19 protein-coding genes and 1 pseudogene are annotated in these 22,858 nt (G+C 66.4%); 6 read left to right on the forward strand and 14 right to left on the reverse strand.

The genetic code is table 11. The features are described 5' to 3' along the window. The first annotated feature begins 71 nt into the window (after positions 1 to 71). Positions 72 to 1,259, forward strand: coding sequence for a UbiH/UbiF family hydroxylase (locus tag SLNSH_RS17910; protein WP_106338385.1), 1,188 nt, complete (start codon positions 72 to 74; stop codon positions 1,257 to 1,259). Here the strand turns inward: SLNSH_RS17910 and SLNSH_RS17915 are convergent, their stop codons facing one another. Both SLNSH_RS17915 and SLNSH_RS17920 read right to left on the reverse strand, forming a co-directional pair. Then, a complete protein-coding gene (locus tag SLNSH_RS17915; RefSeq protein ID WP_106338386.1) occupies positions 1,260 to 2,378 on the reverse strand; it encodes a CaiB/BaiF CoA transferase family protein in 1,119 nt (372 codons plus the stop codon). A gap of 97 nt (positions 2,379 to 2,475) precedes the next feature. Next, positions 2,476 to 3,438, reverse strand: coding sequence for an AEC family transporter (locus SLNSH_RS17920; RefSeq protein ID WP_106338412.1), 963 nt, complete (start codon positions 3,436 to 3,438; stop codon positions 2,476 to 2,478). Between the two features lie 157 nt (positions 3,439 to 3,595). On the opposite strand from SLNSH_RS17920, the gene SLNSH_RS17925 reads away from it, so the two are divergent. From SLNSH_RS17925 to hspQ, 3 genes are all read left to right on the forward strand, one after another. Next, on the forward strand, positions 3,596 to 4,552 hold the full coding sequence (locus SLNSH_RS17925) for a lysophospholipid acyltransferase family protein (RefSeq protein WP_210202533.1): 957 nt from the start codon (positions 3,596 to 3,598) through the stop codon (positions 4,550 to 4,552). A gap of 89 nt (positions 4,553 to 4,641) precedes the next feature. Beyond that, positions 4,642 to 5,682: an HpcH/HpaI aldolase/citrate lyase family protein gene (locus tag SLNSH_RS17930; RefSeq protein ID WP_106338388.1), complete on the forward strand. Its 1,041-nt coding sequence runs from the start codon at positions 4,642 to 4,644 to the stop codon at positions 5,680 to 5,682. Between the two features lie 67 nt (positions 5,683 to 5,749). Continuing rightward, entirely contained in the window at positions 5,750 to 6,079 is a 330-nt protein-coding gene (gene hspQ, locus SLNSH_RS17935) for a heat shock protein HspQ (RefSeq protein ID WP_106338389.1), read from the forward strand. A gap of 3 nt (positions 6,080 to 6,082) precedes the next feature. On the opposite strand, the gene SLNSH_RS17940 is transcribed toward hspQ, so the two are convergent. The 8 genes from SLNSH_RS17940 to SLNSH_RS17975 all read right to left on the reverse strand — a co-directional run bounded on the left by SLNSH_RS17940 (position 6,083) and on the right by SLNSH_RS17975 (position 15,668). Beyond that, complete coding sequence (locus SLNSH_RS17940) at positions 6,083 to 7,939, reverse strand: chloride channel protein (protein ID WP_106338390.1); 1,857 nt, start codon at positions 7,937 to 7,939, stop codon at positions 6,083 to 6,085. After that, a complete protein-coding gene (locus tag SLNSH_RS17945; protein WP_106338391.1) occupies positions 7,936 to 8,901 on the reverse strand; it encodes a formylglycine-generating enzyme family protein in 966 nt (321 codons plus the stop codon). Before SLNSH_RS17945 ends, SLNSH_RS17940 begins: the two co-directional genes overlap by 4 nt. A gap of 63 nt (positions 8,902 to 8,964) precedes the next feature. Continuing rightward, entirely contained in the window at positions 8,965 to 10,605 is a 1,641-nt protein-coding gene (locus tag SLNSH_RS17950; RefSeq protein ID WP_106338392.1) for an arylsulfatase, read from the reverse strand. Positions 10,606 to 10,643: 38 nt separating this feature from the next. Then, positions 10,644 to 11,345, reverse strand: coding sequence for a GntR family transcriptional regulator (locus tag SLNSH_RS17955; protein WP_158266813.1), 702 nt, complete (start codon positions 11,343 to 11,345; stop codon positions 10,644 to 10,646). Positions 11,346 to 11,448: 103 nt separating this feature from the next. After that, complete coding sequence (locus tag SLNSH_RS17960; protein WP_106338394.1) at positions 11,449 to 12,501, reverse strand: ABC transporter ATP-binding protein; 1,053 nt, start codon at positions 12,499 to 12,501, stop codon at positions 11,449 to 11,451. Beyond that, on the reverse strand, positions 12,498 to 13,337 hold the full coding sequence (locus SLNSH_RS17965; protein WP_106338395.1) for a carbohydrate ABC transporter permease: 840 nt from the start codon (positions 13,335 to 13,337) through the stop codon (positions 12,498 to 12,500). The genes SLNSH_RS17960 and SLNSH_RS17965 overlap by 4 nt, the downstream gene beginning before the upstream one ends. Beyond that, the gene (locus tag SLNSH_RS17970; protein ID WP_106338396.1) at positions 13,334 to 14,278 is read right to left on the reverse strand and encodes a carbohydrate ABC transporter permease; all 945 of its coding nucleotides are present in this window, start codon (positions 14,276 to 14,278) and stop codon (positions 13,334 to 13,336) included. Before SLNSH_RS17970 ends, SLNSH_RS17965 begins: the two co-directional genes overlap by 4 nt. 4 nt (positions 14,279 to 14,282) lie before the next feature. After that, on the reverse strand, positions 14,283 to 15,668 hold the full coding sequence (locus tag SLNSH_RS17975; protein ID WP_106338397.1) for an ABC transporter substrate-binding protein: 1,386 nt from the start codon (positions 15,666 to 15,668) through the stop codon (positions 14,283 to 14,285). A gap of 192 nt (positions 15,669 to 15,860) precedes the next feature. On the opposite strand from SLNSH_RS17975, the gene SLNSH_RS17980 reads away from it, so the two are divergent. Continuing rightward, complete coding sequence (locus tag SLNSH_RS17980; protein ID WP_106338398.1) at positions 15,861 to 16,670, forward strand: class I SAM-dependent methyltransferase; 810 nt, start codon at positions 15,861 to 15,863, stop codon at positions 16,668 to 16,670. Positions 16,671 to 16,697: 27 nt separating this feature from the next. Here the strand turns inward: SLNSH_RS17980 and SLNSH_RS17985 are convergent, their stop codons facing one another. The 4 genes and pseudogenes from SLNSH_RS17985 to SLNSH_RS18000 all read right to left on the reverse strand — a co-directional run bounded on the left by SLNSH_RS17985 (position 16,698) and on the right by SLNSH_RS18000 (position 21,365). Then, positions 16,698 to 18,098 carry a sulfatase-like hydrolase/transferase gene (locus SLNSH_RS17985; protein ID WP_158266814.1) on the reverse strand — a complete coding sequence of 467 codons (1,401 nt, stop codon included), beginning with the start codon at positions 18,096 to 18,098 and terminating at the stop codon, positions 16,698 to 16,700. Positions 18,099 to 18,496: 398 nt separating this feature from the next. Next, a pseudogene (locus SLNSH_RS17990) lies at positions 18,497 to 19,668 on the reverse strand (aminotransferase class V-fold PLP-dependent enzyme). Positions 19,669 to 19,858: 190 nt separating this feature from the next. Continuing rightward, positions 19,859 to 20,635: an SDR family oxidoreductase gene (locus SLNSH_RS17995; protein WP_106338400.1), complete on the reverse strand. Its 777-nt coding sequence runs from the start codon at positions 20,633 to 20,635 to the stop codon at positions 19,859 to 19,861. A gap of 31 nt (positions 20,636 to 20,666) precedes the next feature. Then, positions 20,667 to 21,365, reverse strand: coding sequence for a GntR family transcriptional regulator (locus SLNSH_RS18000; protein WP_106338401.1), 699 nt, complete (start codon positions 21,363 to 21,365; stop codon positions 20,667 to 20,669). Positions 21,366 to 21,544: 179 nt separating this feature from the next. On the opposite strand from SLNSH_RS18000, the gene SLNSH_RS18005 reads away from it, so the two are divergent. Then, positions 21,545 to 22,795 carry an ABC transporter substrate-binding protein gene (locus tag SLNSH_RS18005; RefSeq protein ID WP_106338402.1) on the forward strand — a complete coding sequence of 417 codons (1,251 nt, stop codon included), beginning with the start codon at positions 21,545 to 21,547 and terminating at the stop codon, positions 22,793 to 22,795. The last annotated feature ends 63 nt before the right edge of the window (positions 22,796 to 22,858 follow it).

Raw genomic sequence — 22,858 nt, forward strand, 5'->3', positions numbered from 1 at the left:
GCCTTGACCCGGATCATGGCCACGCGGGACAAGACGGCTCATGCGCAGCGGGTGCGCAAGAGAGGCGAACCATGACCGAAGCATCGGCCCCGGCCCAGGACCCCGTCCGCGTCGATGTCGCCGTGGCCGGCGGCGGCGCTGCCGGACTGGCCGCCGCGATCGCGTTGTCACGGCAAGGATGGGACGTCGCGGTGATCGGACCGACGGCTCCACGCCGTGACGGGCGAACGATCGCCCTGATGGACGGCTCCGTTCGGATCCTCCAGCAGATCGGGGTCTGGCCGGCGCTCGAGCCCCTCGCCTCACCCCTGGTGACGCTCACGATCATCGACGATACCGGGGCGCTGTTTCGGGCGCCGCCAACCAGCTTCCAGGCGGGGGAGCTCGGGCTGGACGCCTTCGGCCAGAACATCGAGGCCGCTCCGCTCACGGCGGCCCTGGCGGAAGCGGCCGACCAGCGGCCAGGGCTTTCGCGGATCGACGACTCGGCCGCGTCCTTGAGGACAAACCCCGACAAAGTCGTTCTGAGCCTCAAGTCCGGCCGCCGAGTAGAGGCGGCCCTTGTGGTGGGCGCGGACGGTCGCCACTCCCTCGTGCGCGAAGCTGCGGGGATCCGCGCCCGCGAATGGTCGTATACTCAGACCGCTGTGACAGCGATCCTGGCCCATGAACGGCCCCACCATGACACCTCGACGGAATTCCATACGCGCGAGGGACCGTTCACGCTCGTCCCGATGCAGGGCCGGCGCTCCAGCCTCGTCTGGCTGCTGGCGCCGGAAAAAGCCGAGCGCGTCGCGGCGCTGGATGACGCGGCGTTCGCCGCGGCCGTCGAAAAGCAGGCCCAGTCCATTCTCGGGGCCATGCGCCTGGACGGCCCACGCGGCGCCGTGCCCATGGGAGGCGTCACCGTCGACCGGTTTGCGGGCGAGCGCTCCGCGCTGGTCGGCGAAGCTGCGCACGTGTTTCCGCCCATTGGCGCGCAGGGGCTCAATCTCGGGCTGCGAGACGTCGCCGCGTTGGCGAAGGCCGTTGGGCCAGTCGGGGGAGATCCGGGGGCGCCGGACAGGCTCGCCGCCTATGATCGCGCCCGCAGGATCGATGTTCGAAGCCGAACAGCCGCTGTCGACCTGCTCAACCGCTCGCTCCTTTCCGGATTTCTGCCGGTAGACATCGCGCGGGGACTGGGGCTCATGGCGCTCTCGAGCATCGGCCCCCTGCGCCGCTTCGCCATGCGGCAGGGGCTCGGAACGGCGCCGTAGCTACTGGGAAGCAGATCCGTCGGGAGACGCCCCGACCGAAAGAGATGGAGCCGCTTTCAACTCCCCGTCCCGGAAGTCCGGCGAGATGGGAACAACGGTCGCGGCGACTTCCTCCCCTGCCGGTAGGCCGACTCGCCGTGAGAATAGGTCGCGACCTCGGAAGTGCGGGTCCGCAAGCGCCTCCTCCAGGGTCGCGACCACCGTGCAGCAGCAATCGAGTGGGCCGAGCAGGTCCGCCCAGGCCTGCGCCGGCCGTTGCGCGACGATGCGGGCCACTTCGGTCCGCGTGGCCTTTGGATCGTCCCCATCCCTGCGCAGATGCTCCGGCAGGCCGATGGCCTCGCAGAAGTTCATCCAGAACTTCTCCTCGAGCGCGCCCACGGCGATGAAGCGGTCGTCGGCCGTCGCATAGACAGCGTAGCGGGGGAGACCTCCGGTCAGCATGGATGCGTTGGGACCCGGGTACGCGCCCGTGGCGCCGCCCTGGGCCAGCGCCAGCCAGTTGAACGTGAACATCGCGTCCGCCATGGCGATGTCCAGCCGACACCCCTCCCCCGTCACATCCCTTTGGCGCAACGCGAGCAGGATGTTGATGACGGCCGGCATCGATCCGCCTGCAATATCGGCCACCAGAGCGGCGGGAACGGCGGGCGCGGCAGGCGTGCCCGGAGCCATGCCCAGCAGGCCCGTCACGGCCTGGTAATTGAGGTCGTGGCCCGCTTGCTGGGCTCGCGGCCCGTCCTGGCCGTAGCCGGTGATGGAGCAGTAGATCAGCTGCGGGTTGATCGCCCGCAAATTGCGGTAGCCCAGGCCCAGCCTGTCCATGACGCCAGGACGGAATTGCTCGACCACGACGTCCGCGCGCGCGACCAGTGGCCGCAGGACATCGAGAGCCTGAGGATTCTTGAGGTCGAGCGCGAGCGCCTGCTTGCCGCGGTTCAGCACGGCGTAGGGCGCCGACATCTCGCCCATGCGCGGGGGAAAGCGGCGCATGTCCTCGCCTTCGGGCCGCTCGATCTTGAGCACCTCCGCCCCGGCCTCGGCCAGCATCAGGGTGGCCAAGGGGCCGGGCAGGAGCGTCGAGAAATCGAGGACGAAGATCCCCTCCAACGGCTGCATGGTCCCTCCCCGCTTCCGCCTTGTGCTTGGGACAATGCTAGCAGCCGGTCGCGGGCAGGTCAGGCGCGGGTTGAGGTAGGCGCGTGTTGGGGTCCGCTCACGGGAAGAGATCGTAGGGGATGCGGTTCTCGGCCATCAGCACCAGCAGGGCGGTGACGGTCAGCACCGAGCCGAGCGTGCCGAGCAGGATCGCCGTCGAGGCGCGCTCGACATAGACCTTGTACTGGTTGGCGATGACGAACACGTTGAGCGCCGGCGGAAGCGAGGCCATCAGCACGGCCGTGAACATCCATTCCCGGCTGAAGTTGCCGATCCACGACAGCAGCACCCAGACGGCCAGAGGGTGCACGATGAGCTTGATCACCAGCAGGAAGGGCGTCTCGATGGGCAGCCGCCGCACGGGACGCAGCGCGACCGTGACGCCCATGGTGAACAGCGCGCAGGGCGCCGCCGCGTTCTTGAGAAAGGTCAGCATGGTGTCGAGCGCCGCCGGCGGCTCAAAGTGGGCGTAGGCGGCGGCGATGGCCACGGCGGTGGCGATGTTGAAGGGGTGCGTCACGACCCGCTTCACGACATACCAGGCCGTCTGGCCGAGGTTCATTTGCCCCTTGCCGCCGAGCGCCATGAGAAAGGGCACCAGGGTGAACAGGAGGATGTTGTCGAAGACGAAGATGAGCGCCGTCGGCACGATCGCGGCCTGCCCCAGGGCCGCGAGGGTGAGCCCGGGGCCCATGTAGCCTACATTCGCGTAGCCGCCCGCCACGCCCTGCACCGCCGATTGGCGGAAGTCTCCTCCGGTCGTCAGCAGTCCCACGGTGAAGGCCAGAGCGAATGCGATGAAGGTGGACGCCGAGGTGCCGAGCACGAAGGGCCAGTTCGAGAGTTGCTCCAAAGGCGCGGCGGATATCAGTTTGAAAAAGAGGCCCGGAAGCGCCAGGTAGACGATGAAGAAGTTCATCCACTGTAGGCCGGCCTCGGGATACTTCAGCAGCTTGCCGCAGAAGAAGCCAAGGAAGATCAGGCCGAAGAACGGCAGCGCGAGGGAAGCGACGCTCGACACGGGGGTCCTTGCAGGCAGGCGCGAAAGGCTGGCGAAGGCTGTACGGAACCAGCGCGCCAGGCGCAACGTGCGCGCCCTCAACCCTGCCCTGCTCGCGTGCGCGCAGATCCGCTTCCTTGTCGGCGCCACGGCGCCATCTTCCGGCGAAGCGCGGGGCGTGCTAGCCGAAGCTCGAGGATTCGGGGCTGACAGCGTGCGGGCAGGCGAAACGGAAGACGGGGCGGTCGAGCTCAGCGGCAAGATGCTGGGCCCATTCGGGATCCTGACCCGGCTGGAGTATTGGGGATTCCGCCTCGTAGCGGGCGTTTTCGGCGCGTTGCCGCTCGACGTGGCGTCAGACCTGTCCGGCTGGATCTGGCGAAAGGTTGCGCCGCGGCTGCGCCGGCACGCTCGCGCGGACCGCAACCTCTCCGCATCCATTCCCGAGCTTACGGCCGAGCAGCGCGCCGTCATCCTCGACCAGATGTGGGACATGCTCGGCCGCACCTTCGCGGAGGCGTTTCACCTGGACAGGATCTTCACGGAGCCTGGCCGGCTGCAGCTGGAGATCCCCCCCGATGTGCAGGAGGCGTTCCGGTCGGACCGCGGCTGCGTGATCGCGTGCCTTCACCAGGGCAACTGGGAGGTTGCCAGCATGGCCGCCGTGAAGGGAGGCGCGCGCATCGCGGGCGTCTACCAGCGGCTCAAGAACCCGCTCGTCGACCGCTATGTCACGCGCATGCGGGCGCCCTACTACCCGCAGGGACTGTTCACCAAGGGCAACGACGCGGTCTTGAAGCTGCGGCGCGTCCTGCGGCGTGGAGACGCCGTCGCGCTCCTCGCCGACCTGCGCGAGCATCGCGGCGTGGCGGTGCCCTTCTTCGGGAGGCCCGCGCCGTCCACGCCCTTCCCCGCTTTCCTGGCGCGCGCTGACGGCGCCCCGCTGATCGCCGGCCGCGTCATCCGGCTGAAAGGAGCGCGCTTCCGGGTCACCGCCGAGATCCTTCCCGTCGCCACGACCGATGACCGCCATGCGGACGTCGAGGCGACGACGGCTACCCTGCACGCCTGCTTCGAGCGCTTCATCCGCGAGAACCCCGGCCAGTGGATGTGGGGTCATCGGCGCTGGGGCTAAGCTCCAGTCGTCCGCCGGATGTCCAATCGCCGGAACTCGACGGCCCTGCTATTGCACTGCACTATGCCGCCGACCGCCGGAGACAGACCATGAAGCTCGCGCGCAACTTCTACCGCCCGCTCGCCATTGGCGCGCCGGAGCCGTACCGCGAGCTTCCGGTGCGCCTTGAGCGCATGATCCACTTCGTGCCGCCGCACATCGAGAAGGTCCGGGCCAAGGTCCCCGATTTGGCGCGTGACGTCGATGTCGTGCTTGGCAACCTGGAGGACGCCATCCCGCTGGACGCCAAGGAGGCGGCCCGCGAGGGCTTCATCGCCTTGGCGAAGGCGACAGACTTTGGCCAGACAGGCCTGTGGACCCGCATCAACGCCCTGAACAGCCCCTGGGTGCTCGACGACCTCACCCGCATTGTCGCCGAGGTCGGAAACAAGCTTGACGTGGTGATGGCGCCCAAGATCGAAGGACCGTGGGACATCCACTACCTCGACCAGCTGCTCGCGCAACTCGAGGCGAAGCACCAGGTGTGCAAGCCCATCCTGATCCACGCGATCCTGGAGACCGCCGAAGGCGTGAAGAACGTCGAGGCGATCGCGGCGGCGTCGCCCCGCATGCACGGTATGAGCCTCGGCCCGGCGGATCTCGCAGCCTCGCGGGCGATGAAGACCACGCGTGTTGGCGGGGGCCATCCCGACTACAAGGTCGTCGCCGATCCGGTGGAGGGCCAGCCGCGCGCCATCGCCCAGCAGGATCTGTGGCACTACACCATCGCCAAGATGGTGGACGCCTGCGCGGCGAACGGGCTCAAGGCCTTCTACGGTCCCTTCGGCGACTTCTCAGACGCGGAGGCCTGCGAGGCGCAGTTCCGCAATGCGTTCTTGCTCGGTTGCGCAGGGGCCTGGACGCTGCATCCGTCCCAGATCGGCATCGCCAAGAAGGTCTACAGCCCGGATGTCGCTGAGGTGAAGTTCGCCAAGCGCATTTTGGAGGCGATGCCGGACGGCAGCGGCGCCGTCATGCTCGACGGCAAGATGCAGGACGACGCCACCTGGAAGCAGGCCAAGGTGATCGTCGACCTCGCCCGGATCGTCGCCGCCAAGGATCCGGAACTGGCCAAGGCCTATGATCTTTGACAGTGGGCTCGGCGCGGCGCCGGCGAGAATTGACGTTCAGCCGGCCTCGGCGTATCGGGTTGCTCCCATGAAGCTGCGACAGGCTAAATTCGGACTCGGTCAGGTCGTCAAGCACCGGCTTTACCCGTTCCGCGGCGTCGTTTTCGACGTCGACCCGGTCTTCAACAACACCGAGGAATGGTACGAGTCGATCCCCGAGGACGTGCGTCCGTCGAAGGACCAGCCCTTCTATCATCTGTTCGCCGAGAACGCGGACACGGAGTACGTCGCCTACGTCTCCGAGCAGAATCTGCTGCCCGACACCTCCGGAGAGCCGATCCGGCATCCGCAGGTGGATGAGCTGTTCATCAGGGATCAGAACGGCGAGTACAGGACCCGCATCAGCTCGGTGAACTGACAGTCACCCCCGCACGAGGCCCAGGTCCTCGCGGCGCTGCTGTTCGGCGATTGAGGCCGACAACCGGAATACATCCCGCGCCCGAACGGCCCCGATGATCTTTTCTGGCCGCGCGGGATCCACGACCGGGAACACGCCCCGGTCATCCTGACCGAAGATGGCGACCACGTCCGCCAGGGTCGCGTCAGGCGCGACCTTGACCACGGGCGTGCCCACCAGATCGGCGGCGGCGAGCGGCAGGTCGGGCTCGTTTTCGACAACCTCCACCAGCGCCGGATCCACGAGCCCCAGGAGGCGCCCCTGCTCGTCCTGCACGGCCACCGCCTTGTTGCCCGCATGGGACACCGCTCTCGCGACCTGCGCCAACGTGGCGTGGGCCGGCAGGATGTATTTCGCCGGCCGGATCAGGTCCTTGATGCTCACCGTCGTCAGCCGGCTGATGTCGTGGCCGCCCTCCAGCGCCAGGCCGCGCTGCTGGAACCGCCATGTCGCGAAGCTGTAGCCAAAGAGCCGATCGGTCACGAGGGACGAAATCACCGTCCCGAGCGCCACGACCAGGGAAGCCTCGTAGTTGCCGGTGCTCTCGAGCACCAGGAACGCCATCGCGAGCGGGCTGCCGATGATGCAGGCGCCGAGGGCGGCCATTCCGACGAGCGCGCAAAGGGTCGGGTTCGCGACCGGCACGTAGGGCAGCCACTGCGAAAGCCAAGCGACGCCCTGGCCAAGCAGCGCGCCGATGAACAGCGATGCGCTGAACAAGCCGCCGCGGAATCCGGCGCCAAGGCTCAGGGCGGAGGCCAGGGCCTTGGCGCCGAGCAGACCAATCGCAAGCCGGCCCACGATCTCGCCATTCACGGCTTCATCAATGGCGGCGTGGCCGCTGCCCAGCACGCCGGGCGCCAGGAAGGCGAGTCCGGCCAAGCCGACGGCGCCCAGGATGCGCCGCAAGGTCTCCGACCGGGTCAGCGAGGCCAGGGTGCGCTCGACGCCGCCGACGAGCACCATCACCCCGATGCCGAGCAGAGCCGCCATCAGGCCGATCAGCGCCGAGAACGGAAAATCGATCCAGAGCGCCGAGGCCCCCTGCCGGATCACGAAGGGACGCGGCCCGCCGTCCAGAACAGCGACCGCGCCGAATCCCAGCAGCGCCGCCAGCGCGACAGGGGCCAGGGCGCGCTTGTTGTAGGTGCCGAGCACCAGCTCGAAGGCGTACAGCATCCCGGCGATCGGGGCCTGGTAGGCGGCGGAGATGGCGGCGGCCGCGCCTGCCCCCACGAGCAGTCGCAGGTCGGACCTCGGCAGCTTGAGACGGCGGCCCAGGACAGAGGCGAGCACGGCGCCGGTTTGGGTCACGGCGGCTTCCACGCCCACGGAAGCCCCGAAGGACACGGAGGCCAAGATGGGCAGGACGACCGCAAATCCGTCGGCCCAGGTCAGGTAGCCGCCGTGTAGAGCGTTGGCTTCTACGGCGTCCGAAGGCGATCGATCACACCAACTCGCCGTGATCCGGCTCGCCAGGGAGACGAGCAGAGCCCCGATCACCAGGGCAGCTCCGACGCGCCAGGCAGCCGTATGCTCAGGCACGCCAACGCGGGTTTCGGCTGCGAACCCTAGGCTGGCGCGCTGGAGCCAGATCACGATGTTGTGGACCGCGAAAACGCAGGCGCCCGCCGCTATGCCGACCGCGCATGCGCCGGCCAGCACGGCGAGAGGCAGGCCGGACTTGTTGCGGAACAGACCACCCCACTTGGACGCCGCCGCCGCTCCGGCCGCCGTCTTCGCCTTGCTTCTCCGGCCGACGCGGCGCCGGAAGCGGACGAGACCGCCTCGCCACAGCACGCTGATCCGCCCCGCGGTCATGCGCGCCCCCCCGGGGACTCACCTGCCGCCACGCGGAAGCCGATATTGCCCGAAGTGCTTTCAGGAGTGTTCGAACTGCGAGCGGCCACGCGATAGCGATTACAGTAGGATTGATGACACAAATAGGAGCCGCCACGCATGGACCGGGTTTTGCCCGGGCCGGCGAAGAACGGATCCTCGCCGGACGTAACGCAATGGTAGTCCGGAGTGAATACGTCTGCGCACCACTCCCACACATTGCCGGCCGTGTTGAACAGCCCGAAGCCGTTCGGCGGAAAAGCGTGCACGGGCGCGGTGGATGCGTAACCGTCCTCGGCCGTGTTCGCGGTCGGGAATTCGCCCTGCCAGATGTTGCACCGGTGCTCCCCGGCTGGGACCAGTTCGTCCCCCCAGGGATAGCGCTTGCCTTCCAGCCCCCCGCGGGCGGCGAACTCCCATTCGGCCTCTGTCAGGAGTCGGGTTCCGGACCAGGCGCAAAAAGCCTGGGCGTCATTCCATGACACATGCACAACCGGGTGGTTCATGCGGTCCAGCACGGTGCTCGCCGGCCCTTCAGGCTGGGCCCAGTAGGCGTGCGAAACCGGCAACCACCAGGGAGTCTCAGCCGGAGCACGCGGAACCCGGGCTCGGATCTCAGGGGGGACCAGCAGGTGAAAAACATAAGACCAGTTGAAGCGCTCGGCCTCGGTCTCGTACCCCGTGTCGCGAATGAAGTCGGCGAACTGGGCGTTCGTCACCGCGTAGGCCGACACCGAGAACGCGCTCACCTTGACGTGGCGTGACGGCCCCTCCCCGTCGGCGGCGAATCCTTCGGCGCCGGACGTGCCCATGGCGAAAGCCCCGCCAGGCAACTCGACCCAGCGGAACCGCGTCCCCCTGCCCCGCTCGGGCCGCACGGCGACCCTCGCCGCTTCCGGTTCGGAGCGGCGTGCGGCGCAGCAGCGGGGCGCGGTCTCGGTCACATCCTCTTCCTCGTTGCACGAAGCGGGCGGCGGCTCTTGCCCACGCCCGTCGCAAGCGCGCTTTTACGCGTCCTCCTCTTCCCAGAAAGCCGTGGCCCCCTGGGCCTTCATCATCTCGAGAATCTTCTCGCGCGGGATCACGCCGCAGCGGGCCGCCCAAGCTTCATAGCGGGCGATCATGTCCTTCACGCGGTCGGGATGCTGAGCCGAGAGGTCATGGAGTTCGGTGCGGTCCGCCTCCATGTCGTAGAGCTCCCAGGGGCCGGGGAACTTCCGAACAAGCTTCCATTGGCCGACGCGCACCGCGGCGTTGCCCTCGTGCTCCCAGAACATCGGCGTCTGGCGATCGCCATCTGCTCCGAAGGACCGCGCCAGGCTCTCTCCCTCGCACGGCAGGATGTCGTTGCCGCCATACGTGCGCGGATACTCGGCGCCGGTGACATCCAGGATCGTGGCCATGATGTCCGGCAGCTGGCCCGGATGATGGCGCAGTTCGCCACCTTCGGTGATGCGCGCCGGCCAGTGCATGATCAGCGGCGTGGCGATGCCGCCTTCGTGCACCCAGTGCTTGTAAAGCCGGAAAGGCGTGTTCGAGAGGTTCGCCCAGGCGACCCCATAGCTCTGGTACGTGTCCTCGGAGCCCGGCATGATCGACGGGTCGTTGCCGAAGCGCACGGGGCGGCCGTCGCGGGTCTCCGGCTGTGCGATCATCAACTCCTCGACGAGGGTCTGGGGGGAGACGTCGTCCGGGATGTCCTCGGCGCAGGCTCCGTTGTCCGACATGAAGATGACGAGCGTATTGTCGAGCTGACCCGTTTCTTCCAGCGCCCTGAGCACGCGCCCGATGCCCTGGTCCATACGATCGATCTGGGCTGCGTAGACCTCCATGCAGCGCAACAGCCAGGCCTTGTTCTCAGCGTCTGTCCACGGCGGCTGGGTCGGATCCCGGTCGGTGAGCTTCCAGTTCGGATGAATGATGCCCGCCTTCACCATGCGCTGGAGGCGCTGCTCCCGCAGGGAGTCCCAGCCATCGTCGAAGCGGCCCTTGTACTTGGCGATGTCCTCGGGATGCGCGTGCAGCGGCCAGTGGGGCGCAGTGTAGGCCACGTACTGGAAAAAGGGCTGGTCGGGGTTGTCCTGGGCGTGCTTGCGAATGAATGCAGCCGCCTGGTCGCTGATCGCGTCAGTGTAGAAGAAGCTCGGATCCTGGACCGCCTCGTGCTCGACGTTGTCATTGCCGCGCGTCAGCGTGTTGGGGTGGTAGAAGCTGCCTGCGCCGATGATCGTGCCGTAGAACTCGTCGAACCCGCGTTGCAGCGGCCAGGCGTCGGTCGGCTCGGTGAGGCTGGCCGCGATGTGCCACTTCCCGCTCAGGTAGGTCTTGTAGTTCTTGCCCTTCAGCACCTCGGCGATGGTGACGCAGCGCTTGTTGAGGTTGCCGGCGTAGCCTTCCGGGCCCGTCGGGTAGGTCAGGATGCCAATTCCCGTCTGATGGGGATGCAGGCCCGTCAGCAAGGAGGCGCGCGACGGGCTGCACCGGGCGGTGTTGTAGAATTGTGAGTAGCGCAGCCCTTTGGCGGCCAGCTGGTCGAGATTGGGCGTCTTGATCTCGCCGCCGTAGCACCCGATGTCGGAGAAGCCCATGTCGTCGTTGAGGATCAGGACGATGTTGGGGCTCTTCGTCCCCGTGACGTCGCCAGTCATGCGTTTCTTCCCTTGTTGACGTCGCAGTGGGCCGCCGGTCACGGCCGCCGTGTGAGATTGATGGAGAAGCGGAAATACTCGGGGAGATAAACGGAGCGCAGGAGCTCCAGCGGGCGCCCCTCCAAACCGGTGGTGAGGCGCTCCATCGCCAGCAGCGGGCTTCCGGGCTCCACGCCCAGAAGCGCCGCGTTCGTTTCGTTGGCGAGGGTGGCCGAGATGCTCTGGCTGGCCTCCTTGATCTCCAGCCCAAGCTCCTGTTCGAACACCCGGTACATCACGATCGAGACCAGATCGCGGTTCTCGAGCTCAAGGCCGATGTCGGGCGGGTAGAAGGCGTGCTCGATGGCGATTGGCGTCTGGTCCGCGAGGCGTACGCGCTTCAGCTCCCAGACGGCGCGCTCGCGCAGGGCGTCGCGGACGCCCGCGTCGTGGGTTTTCGTCATCCCCATGTGAAGGATGCGTGCGCCCGGTTCGAAACCGGCGTCACGGATCGTCTCGGAGAAGCCCATCAGGCGCCCGACCCAGTTCTCGGGCTTGTTGGACTGGAGGAACGTGCCGCGCCCGCGCTCGCGCGCGAACATACCCTCCTCCACCAGCGGCCGAATGGCGTTGCGGATGGTGATGCGGCTGACGCCGAAGTGTTTCACCAACTCGGCTTCCGTCATCAGGCGGCCTTCGGCGTCGACGAGCTTGCCTTCCCGAACCTGGCTGCGAATGGCCTCGCGGATCTGGCTGTGCAACGGCTGTCCGCCGTCACCCCCGGTTTGCTCCAGGGCGGGGCGGCGCGGAGACGACGCCTCTTGGGCCGCTTTCCTCTTCGTGGGCGTAGGTATTGCAGGCATTTCAGAGCCGCCTGCGCGAGACAGGGTCGAAGAGATGGATATCTTCGGGCCGAACCGTGACGCCCATCGCATCCCCTTCGCGAGGCAGCGGGAATCGATCGTAACGGGCGCGCAGGGCCGTTCCCGCGAGCGACATGTCCAGGATCGCGGCGTCTCCCAGGTTCTCGACCACCTCGACTGTCGCCGGGATGCCATCCGCCTCGAAGCGCACGGCGCTGGGGCGAACCCCGACCACGACGTCACGCTCCCCATGGGTTTGAAGCATCGTGGGCAGGCGTCGTCCGCCGATGAGCACGGAGCCATCCTGGTAGCGAGCCGGGATCAGGTTCATGGGCGGACTGCCGATGAAGGCGGCGACTTCGATGGAGTTCGGCTGGGCGAAGACGTCCGCCGGGCGGCCGATCTGACGGATCTCTCCCTCCATGAACACGGCCATGCGGTCGGCCAGGGTCATGGCCTCCTCCTGGTCGTGCGTCACATAGACGGCGGTGACGCCCAACGAGCGCTGAAGCTTCTTCAGCTCGACGCGGGTCTCCAGCCGGAGCTTGGCGTCAAGGTTGGAGAGCGGCTCGTCCAGCAGGAAAAGCCTGGCCTTGCGGACGATGGCGCGCGCCAGCGCGCAGCGCTGTTGCTGACCGCCCGAGAGCTGGCCGGGCTTGCGGTCCAGAAGGTGCTCGATCTTCACCTTGGCGGCGGCCTCTCGCACGGCGGGGCCGATCTCCGCCTTCGGGCGCTTCGCCATCTCCAGCGGGAAAGCGATGTTCTCGAACACCGTCATGTGCGGGTAGAGCGCGTAGCTCTGGAACACCATGGCGACGTCCCGCTCGCGGGCGTCGGCTCCTGTCACGTCCTCGCCATCCACCAGGATGCGTCCGGAGGTGGGCGCGTCGAGGCCGGCCAGAATCCGCAGGGTCGTGCTCTTGCCCGAGCCGGAAGGACCCAGCAGGGCGAAGAACTCGCCAGGCTTGATCTCGAAGTCGATGCCCTTCAGGGCCGCGAAGGCGCCGTGCTTCTTGACGATGCCGTCCAGTTGGACCTGTCCACGCGCGCTCATCGGCGCCCTCCTCCCTTGACGGCGCCGACCGTCAGACCTTTTACGATGTGCTTTTGGGCGACCACGCCCAGCACGATGACGGGCAGCATGGCGAGCGCCGAAACGGCGGCCAGCTTGGCCCAGAGCGTCTGCTCCACGGACACGAAGTTGAACATGGCGATCGTGACCGGCCGCACCGTGTTGCCGCTGAGTACGACCGCAAAGAGGAACTCGTTCCAGGCGTTCAGGAAGACGAACACGACCGTGACCGCCACTCCCCCCTGCACCTGCGGCAGGATGATCCGCCGCAGCGTCTTCAGCCGGCTGGCCCCGTCCAGGAACGCCGCCTCTTCCATCTCGAACGGAATGTCCTCGAAGTAGGACACCAGCAGCCAGATGGCGAAGGGCAGCGAAAACGACAGGTAGATCAGGATGATTCCCTGGTACGTGTCGATCCAGCCGATGTTCCGCAGGATCAGGAAATACGGGATGATGATGCCGACGGGCGGCAGCATCTGCGTCGCGAGGACGTAGAACCCGGCCCAGCGCTTTCCCGGGATGCGCAACCGAGCGAGAGCGTACGCCGCCGGAATGGCGAGCGCCATGGTCACGATCGTGGTTCCGATCGAGATGATGAAGCTGCTTGCCAGGTTGGGCAGGATCGATGTCGCGCCGAACAGCACGTCGCGGAACGCATCCAGCGTGGGCGAGAAGACGAGCTTCGGCGGGTAGGCCAGCACGTCCTGCTCGGTCTTGAACGCGTTCAGCAGGCTCCAGAGGATCGGGAAGATCCAGGCCAGCAGGAACAGGCCCGAGACGCCAATCAGAATGCCCAGGCGCAAGCGCTTGGCGGTCATTTCGCCCTCCGCAACGCGAACAGGACGCCGGAGACGACCAATGTGAACACGAGCAGCGCGACGGCGAGCGCCGAGCCGTAGCCGATCGAGAGCTCCGTGAAGGACTTGCGATACGCGTAGAGGTTCAGGATCTCGGTCGCAGTGCCCGGCCCGCCCCCGGTCACCGTGAAGATCGCCGCGAAGGCGGTGAGCGCCACCATGGTGCGCATGATGATGACCATCACGATCGCGGGGCGCAGCAGCGGCAGGGTGATGCGGCGGAAGCTTTGCCACGCGCTGGCGCGGTCGATGCGAGCAGCCTCGTAGATGTCGTCCGGCAGCGCAGCCAGGCTCGCGAGCAGCACCATGAAAGCGAAGGGCGTCCACTGCCACGTGTGGATCACGATGACGGAGACCAGCGCCAGGGTCGGGTCGCCCAGCCAATTGTGACTGCCGAGACCCGCGGTGACGGCCAGGTAGTCGACGACGCCGAAGTCCGGGGCCAGCATGAAGCTGCGCCAAACCATTCCCACCACAGCCGGCGACAGCACGACGGGAAGGATAGCCACCATCCGGAACAGCCCCTGGCCGCGGCGCATCCCATGCACCAGGACCGCCAGCGCCAAGCCGATGACGACCTGCAGCACGACAGTGGACGCCGTGTAGACGAGGCTCACGCCCAGCGATTGCCAGAATCGCGGGTCCGCCAACAGTTCGCGGTAGTTATCGAGCCCGGCGAAGCCGTCCATGAACGGCATCGACAGGTTCATGCGATAGAAGCTCGTCCAGATCAGGAAAAGCAGCGGAAACGTCGTCGTCGCCATCAGGGCGAGGAACGCCGGGGCGAGAAGCGCCGCGGCGAAGCGGCGCTCCCGTCCCTCCATGATCCGGGCGGGATCGGCGCGCCTGTGCAGCGCCCTTCGGCCCTGCGCGACGACGCCGGCGACGGCGGATTTGTTCACAGGATCATCCACGCATCATCGGCTCAAGGCGACGCTGAGCCTCATCGAGCGCCGCCTTGGCGGTCGCCTGACCCGCCAGCGCCTGCTGGATCGCGGTCGCGACCGTGTCGCCGATGGCCGGCCACTGCGGCACGCGCGGGCGCCAATCCACATCGGTGTCCTGCTGAAGCGACTCCAGCGTAGCCTCGACGAAATTGTCCCCGAAGCCCTTCATCAGCTTCACGTAGTCCGAGTCCTTCCACAGGCTCACGCGGTTCACGCCCGAGCGCTTGGCCGGGCCGGCGAACTTGTGCGCGGTCCGGGCCTGAGTCTCCGCGCAAGCCGCCCACTGGATGAACAGCCAGGTGGCCTTCTTGCGCTTCTCGGGCAAGGCGGCGTTGATCGGGAAGCCCCAGTTCCAGATCGAGGTCGTCCGCTTGCCGCTCGGCCCCTTGGGCCAGCGGGCGTAGGCGACCTTGCCGATCACCTTGGACTTCTCAGGGTTGTTGACCACCGAGGCGGAGGAATGGGCGTCTATATAGGTCGCGATCGTTCCCTGGGAGAACGCGTCGGCGATGTCGGGCCAGTTCCAGTTCTGGGCCGCCTGCGGCGCGTATTTCCGCATCAGGTCGACGTACCAGTTGAGAGCGGCCTCCGCCTCGGGCCCGTTCACCTGGAGCTTGCCGCCCTTCATCCAATCGCCGCCGAATTCGCGGAAGATTGAGGAGTAGATGTAGACGTTCTGCCCCGCGCCGGCGACGCCGCGCAGCGCAGCGCCCCAGACGCGGTTGTTCGGATCATGCAGGGCGGCGGCGTTGGACACGAAGGCCTGCAAGTCATCGGCAGCCTTGAGGCCCTTCGCCTCGTAAAGGTCCTTCCGGTAGACCTGGATCGTCACCTCGCCATCGTACGGCACGCCATAGAGCTTGCCGTCGATGGTGTTGGCGCTCCGCCAGGCCGGGACGATATCGTCGGGCTGGAACCACGCCGCGTCCGTCAGGGACGCGTCCTTCAGGTACCCATCCAGCGGCTCGACCCATTTGTTGGCCGCGTATAGGGCGTAGTACATCGGGTCGGCGGCGTGGGTGGAGTAGGCCCCGGCCTTCGAGGTCAGATCGATCACGCTCTTCTGCCGGATCTGCGCGGGCGGGATCTTCTCGAAGCGCAGGTTCACGCCCGTAAGCGCCTCGAACTGCGGGGCCAGCGTGACCAGGTTGTCGAAGTAGCTGGCCGGAATCACCGCAACGGTGATCGACTCGCCGGCGGCCTGCCGCCAGTCGATCTTTGCTGACTTGTAGGGGCCGAGGTCGGCGGCATCCTGGGCGAAAGCGCTGCGAATGAGCGCAGGTGCGGCCACGGCTGCAAGCCCGGCTTGCAGCACGCTCCGCCTCGACGGCGTCACGGGGGACATGTGCGTTTCCTCCTGGCCGGCGTTAGTCCCGGCTCATTGTTATAACAAACTAGAGAAAGTCATAACCTGTCAAGCTCGACAGCCACGTGTACGGCGGAGTGCGAAAGGACACGGCGGAAACGGTGATCCATGGTACGATGAATTCGTGCGGCTTCAGCCCCTGGCGCACATGCGCCACCCCCGGAGGTTGCGATGAGCCAAGCCGACAAGGCGTTCACGGGTTCGATCCCGGCCCTTTACGAAAAGTATCTCGTCCCACCTCTGTTCAAGCCGCACGCGGAGGAACTGGTCCGCAAGGTGGCGGCGGTCGAGCCGCGACGAATTCTTGAACTGGCCGCCGGCACTGGCGTGGTCACGCGACTGCTCGCCCAAAATCTTCCGCAGAGCCGGATCATGGCGACGGACCTGAATGAGCCCATGATCGCGCTCGCCCGTTCGCTCTGCATGGCCGACGGCGTCGAGTGGCGACAGGCGGACGCCATGTCACTGCCATTTCCGGACGGCTCCTTCGATGCGGTCCTCTGCCAGTTCGGCGTCATGTTCTTTCCGGACAAGCACGTCGCCTTCGGCGAAGCGCGCCGCGTACTCGCGCCGACCGGCCGTGTCTTCTTCAACGTCTGGGAGCGACTTGAAACCAATCCCTATGCCGAGGTGATCACCAGCGTCCTTGGGGAGATGTTTCCCGACGACCCGCCTCTGTTCCTGGCTCGCCTGCCCTACGGCTACCACGACGTGGATTCGATCAGGCGCATGCTGCAGGAAGCCGGCTTCGATCGTATCGAAGCCGAGCGCGTCGAAAAAGCGGGGCCCTCCCCATCCGCCTCCGACGTGGCGACCGGTTTCTGCCAGGGAACGCCTCTCCGCAACGAGATCGAAGCGCGGGATGCATCGCGCCTCGACGAGGCGACCCGCGCCACAGCCGCGGCGCTTGCCGCGCGCTTCGGCGAGGGACCGCTGACCGAGCCGACGGCTGCGATCCTCGTTACCGCGCAGCGGGCCTGACCATTGCATTCGCAGGGCGTGAGCCGGTCACCGGGTCGGGCGCAGGAGCGAAGACACCGCGCCCGACATCACGTCCTCCTCGGCCTCCGTGCGCCTGGGCGTGAGCCGGAACCAGGGAACCAGTCCCGGCTCGAACATCGCGCGCGCGCTCCTGCGCCAGAGCGGTGGGGCATGATCTCCCACCATGAGCACTTCCAGGTCAGGATGCTCCTTGGCGAGCTTCGCGACCGCCTGGAAAAGATCGGCCCAGAGTTCGGCCATCGAGCAGACCTCGATGTCATGGAATGCCCCACCCTGCTCCTTGCAGCGGAAGCGCGGGGTGGCCTGCCCTACGCGCACGGGGACATGAGTGTTCAGCGTCAGCCAATAGATGAATTGAGGCTGCTTGGCGGTCGCCAGGCGCTCACCGATGCCCGTCGCCAGATCGACGTCACAGGGGCCGACAAACGGGCCGCCACACCAGCGCCGGACCGGCGTCTGCAAATTCTCCATGAAGATGCTGCGGGCGAATCCGATCTTGGGATACCATTTCGTTCTGTCATAGAACGCGTGATTGAACCCGTGCACCGACACTGTCCTGTAGCCCTGCTGGTCGAAGAGATCCGGCAGGCAGACAGGATCATCCCCCTCGATGACCGCCTTGTAGGATTCGCGGGTCTGGCAGAGCTCGCGCATCTCGCCATAGGAGGTTGAGCCAAAGAAGACCGTTCGGCCCTCGGTCAGGTCGTAGCGCTCGCGCAGCTCCGCATCGCGCAGCGGCGCCGAGACGAGATCGCGGAGGGAAGGGTCGACAAGAACGCCAAGGCTTTCGACGAGCACCAGCAGGACATGTCGCCCCTTGGTCGGCTGCGCCGAGGCCAGCTTGATAAAGCCGGATTGCTGGACCGCAGACTCGAAGGGGACACCCGCGCTGGCCGAAGGCCCGAAGTCGTAATGCGGCGACGCATTCGCGATCCTGTCCCACCCTGCCGTGATCACCGTGCCGATCGCGAGAAGCGCCAAGGCGCCCCGGCCCGCATGTGTGCGAAGCCGGGCGATGCTCGCCACATTGGCGGCGATGAGCATCAGGAACCCAGCCGCAAGAGCGGTGTAAAGCGGCGAGGCGAAGATGTTGATGTTCGAGCCAAGGTGCAGGTAGCCCACCAGATCGATTTGCGCGATGTAGAATGCGGCCGCGATCGAGCTGATGGTGTCGAAGGCCAGCACGGCGATGTAGGCCGCAACCAGAAGGGCTGGCCGGACACGTCCTGAAAGAGCGGCGATGCAACCATACAAGACGATCGCCAAAGTCCTGGGCGGCAGGCCGACGTAGAACAGCTCCGCGCCAACTGCGAGCGCATTGGGCAAGATCACGCCGGCCAGAAGAACCAGCGATTTATCATTCGCTAGCTTTCTTCCCAGCTCCCGAAGATTGGACCCCTGGTTCATCATCTGCCCGCGTTCTGCGCAACTCTTCCGAAAGAATGTCCTCCAAGGACCTAACAACCTGAAAACGAAGGCCACGCAGTTGGACTGATATTTTCGGCCCGTGGGGGTCAGGGCAGAAAAGCCTGAATGAAAAAGCCGCCCTCGGGCCTTGCCCCGAGGACGAACAAACTGAATGAGCCAACGCGCAAGAAGCCCGCGCGGGAATCCGGGCGGGCTGGCGTTGTGTGTAGTTGGGATTGGTTGCGGGGGCGCGCAACCACCTTCACCGAACAACGCTGACGATCCCGAGTCGGCGCAAATCAAAGGACCGCTTAGATCATGAGCTGACATCGTCCCCGGATCGCTAGGGCGTCAGCCGTGGGTGGAAAGCAGACGGCTCATTCGTTAAGCCAAGACGCTTACTGCACCAGCGTGCTCACAGCCGAAACAAGACGATCGATTTTCTTTTCGGTGTTGTAGTAATGCGGAGATGCCCGCACGAGCGAAGGCAGCTTTCGAGCTTCGGCATCCAGAAGAGTGCTGGAGGGGTTGGAGACGCTCGCATCTACACCCGAGAGGGCAAGCTTTTCTTTCACGCTCGCCGCGTCGCGGTTCTTGACCGAAAACGTCACGATGGCAGCCGGATCCCGTCCCAGGTCGTAGACCGTGACGCCGGAAGCGGCTTTCAGGCCATCGCGCAATCTCACTGATAGATCGCGGCAGCGCGCCTCAATCCAATCGAGACCGACCTCCAGCGCATAATCCACGGCGCGGCCGAGCCCAAGTCGGGCTGCATAGTTGTTTTCCCACGTCTCGAAGCGTCGCGCGTCAGGACGCAGTTCGTAGCGGTCCGGAGCGACCCATGGCGCAGCGAAGTGGTCGAGCATCGGCGGCTCCAAACTCCGCATCAGTTCTCGCCGAACGTAGAGGAATCCGTTGCCGCGCGGGCCACGCAGGAATTTGCGGCCCGTCGCGGCCAGCACTTCGCATCCGAGTTGATCGACACGCGTCGGCATCTGGCCGACAGCTTGGCAGGCATCGAGCAGATAGGTCGCGCCATACCGGCCTGTCCGACAGCCGCCGCGGGGTTGCGCAGCCCGCCGTTTGTCGGCACCCAGGTGATCGCGATGAGCTTGACGCGGCCGTCGATCATGCGTTCGAAGGCTTCGGGGTCGAGCACTCCATCCCCATCGTCGGGAATGACCTCAATCACCGCCCCGGTTCGCTTCGCGACCTGAAGGAAAGCGACGTAGTTCGCGGCTTACTCGGCCCGAGCTGTCAGGATCCGGTCGCCCGGCTGGAAGGCGATGGCGTAGAAGGCGAGCTGCCAGGCGACCGTTGCGTTGTCGGCGAGCGCTATTTCTTCGCGCTCCGCGCCGAGCATTCGAGCCACGCTGTCATAAACACCATCAAGCTCGCGGGCCGCCTCGCTGGCCGCCTCGTAACCCCCGATTTCGGCTTCGCGGGTGAGGTGACCGAACATGGCGTCAAGCACGGGCTGCGGCATCAGCCCGGCGCCAGCATTATCGAGGAGGACGCGGTGAGCAACTCCTGGCGTCTCAGACCTGAGCTTTGCGACCTCGATGGCCATCTCTCTCGCCTCACTTCCCCGCCAATCCGGCCGTCAACGAATGCAGCGTTGCTGCCTACCATATCCGAAGGAATTGTACGGCGCTGATGCCAGCCATTATCGGCTTAGGGTCGGGAGCGGACTCTAGGGCCCAGAGAGCCCAATGTGGCCTCTTTGAAGAGCCCCAAGCTACCAGTTCAGGACCCGCCGATCAGGCGAGCATCTGCGTGTCGCCGCAAATGGAGATCGCCTGGCCGGAGATGGTCCGGCATCGTGGGCTGGCCAGGAATACGATCTGGTCTGCGAGCTGCTGCGGCGTCACGTATTCCTTGATGGAGGTGTACGAGAACGCGATCGCCTCCATTTCGGCGAACCCGAGGCCGCGTTGCTGCGCCTTGGCCTCCAGCACCCGGCGCTGGCGGTCGCCCGCCACGAGGCCTGGGAGGATGGCGTTGACCCTGACCCCGTCGACGCCAAGCTCGATCGCCAGGGACTTGGTGAAGCCGATCACGCCCCATTTCGCCGCCGCATAGGGCGCTCGCATGGCGAAGCCCAGGCGCCCGGCCAAAGAGGACAGGTTCACGATCGAGCCGTTCCGGCTCTGGCGCAGATGAGGCGCCGCGAGCCGGGCGCAGTTGAACTGGCCCGTGAGGCAGACCGCGAGGCAGCGATCCCAATCTTCCGGGTTGATCTCGTCCACCTTGCCGGTTGGGCCCGCGACGCCGGCGTTGTTGACCAGCGTGTCTAGGCCGCCAAGCGCGCCCAGCGCCTCGTCGAACAGCCTCGCCACCGACGGACGGTCCGCGACGTCGCACACGGACCAGGTGAACTCGGGGTCGGTCGTCGCGAGCGCCCCGAGCGCGGCCTCGTCGACATCGCACACATGCACCTTGGCGCCCTCGCGCACGAAGGCGCGGGCGATCTCGAGGCCTATGCCATTGGCGCCCGCCGTCACCAGCACGCGCAGGCCGTTGATGCCCAGGTCCATGACGTCTCTCCCGCCTTGCGTCTCGTTGCGGCTAGGGCGCCAGTGCGCCCCGGCCGATGATGAAGTCGGCCGCGCCCGTGATGTCGGCCGCGATCGCGGCTTTGGCTGCCGCGGCGTCGCGGCGCTGTATGGCCGCCAGCGCGTCAGCGTGGAAGCGCACGGCTCCGCCTTCCCGAAGGCGCTCGGGACTGGCGCGGAGGTCCAGATTGAGCACCGGCCCGGCCTTCAGCCACAGGCCGCGGATGATCTCCACCAGCAGCGGCGAGGCGGACGCCGCGTAGACGGCGAAATGGAAGTCCTTGTTGAGGCTCACCGAGAGCCCCGCATCCGGATCCGCCATCGCGCTCTGGCGCCGGAACGCCGACTCTGCGGCCCCAATATGGACGAGGTCATCGTCGGTTCGCAGCCGGGCTGCCTCGGCGGCCGCATGTCCCTCGATCACGATGCGCACCGCCGCGAGCTCGCGAAATTGCGTGACGCTCATCACCGGCACGCGCACCGAGCGATTGGGCGTCACCTCCAGCGCCCGGTCCGCGACCAGCCGGCTCACGGCTTCACGCACAGGCATCATCGAGACGCCGAGCGCGTTGGCTGTGCTGCGCAGCGACACCTTCTCGCCGGGCGCCATGCGCCCCGACACCAGCAGGTCGCAGAGCTGCGCATAGGCGCGCTCACCCAACGTCTGCCGCTCCAGGGGCTCCATTCCCACAAGGGATGCCGGACGGTTCACGCGAGATCCCTGGCTTGGCGCCAGCCCGAAACAGGGCTGGACAGCCGGCTTCCGAGGCGTCAGGATAACTGTGATCACAGATCACGGCAAGGCGCGAATAGGCTCCGACAGAGGGCCGCCGGCCGGATCAACAGATCGAGGAAATGCTTCGACGAAAACGTCGCAGGAGGATCTGCACCATGGGCACCCGTGTTCCGTTGTCACGCCGCAGCCTGCTGAAGAGCGCCGGCGGCGTCGCCCTGCTCGCCGGCATCGGCGCCCCGGCCATCGTCCGCGCCCAGAGCGATGTGATCAGGATCGGCCACCTCACGCCACGGACGGGATTTCTCGGGCCGCTCGGCGAATACGGCGTGATGGCCATCGACCTCGCGGTCGAGGAGCTGAATGCGGCGGGTGGCGTCAATGGCCGCAAGATCGAGCTCCTGAAGGAAGACTCGGTGAACCCGCAGACAGCCTCCACCAAAGCCGAACGCATGATCGAGCGCGACAAGGTGGCCTGCATCATCGGCGAGATTTCGTCCGCCTCCTGCCTGACCATCGCCCAGGTGGCCCAGAGGAACAAGACGCTCTACGTCAACACTGGGGGCAACTCGGACGCGCTGCGCGGCGCGGATTGCAAGAAGTTCATGTTCCACGTCGAGTCGCAGAACTCGATGTACGTGAAGTCGGTCGGCCGGTCCTTCCTCAATGCGGGGCTCGTCAAAGGCAAGTCCTGGTATTCGCTGACAGCCGACTACGCCTTCGGCCACGACCTGCTGAAGGTCGCCAAGCGCTTCATGGAAAGCAATGGCGGCAAGTTCGCGGGCGACGAACTGGTGCCCACAGACGCGACGGACTTCTCGGCCTATCTGCTGAAGATCCGCAGCGCCAAGCCGGACCTCGTGGTGCTGAACCTCGCCGGCAACCAGATCACCAACTTCCTGAAGCAGTACGCGGAGTTCGGCCTCACCTTCCCGGTCGGCGGCTTCGGCTTCGATACGGCGCTCGCCTGGGCGGCCGGCAAGGGCAACTTTGTCGGCACCTGGCCGGTGGTCTGGCACCATCTCATCGACACCCCCGGCAGCAAGGCCTTCGTGGGCGCCTTCACGAAGAAATACGGCAAGCCGCCGGAGAACCAGGCCTGGGGCGACTATATCGCGATGAAGATCGTGGCCCAGAGCATGAATGAACTGAAGACGCCTGACAGCGCCAAGCTCATCGAGCATTGGGAAAAGGGCGCGAAGTTCGACCTGCTGAAGACCCGCCCGGGTTACTTCCGCGCCTCCGACCACCAGCTCATGCACGAGATGTACGCCGTCACGGCCCTGCCGGCCGACCAGGTGAAGAACCAGTGGGACATCTTCACCTCCTCCGGCCCGGTGCCCGGGCCGAACGAGGATCTCGAAGTCATCGCGTCCACCAAGGACGAGGCGAGCTGCACCTTCGCGTAAGCCGCGCGCCGCAAGGAACGGCGGCCGGCGGCTCCGCCCGTCGCCGTCCAGCGCCCCCCCCGG

It is taken from the genome of Alsobacter soli, assembly GCF_003004785.1.
Taxonomy (GTDB): domain Bacteria; phylum Pseudomonadota; class Alphaproteobacteria; order Rhizobiales; family Beijerinckiaceae; genus Alsobacter; species Alsobacter soli.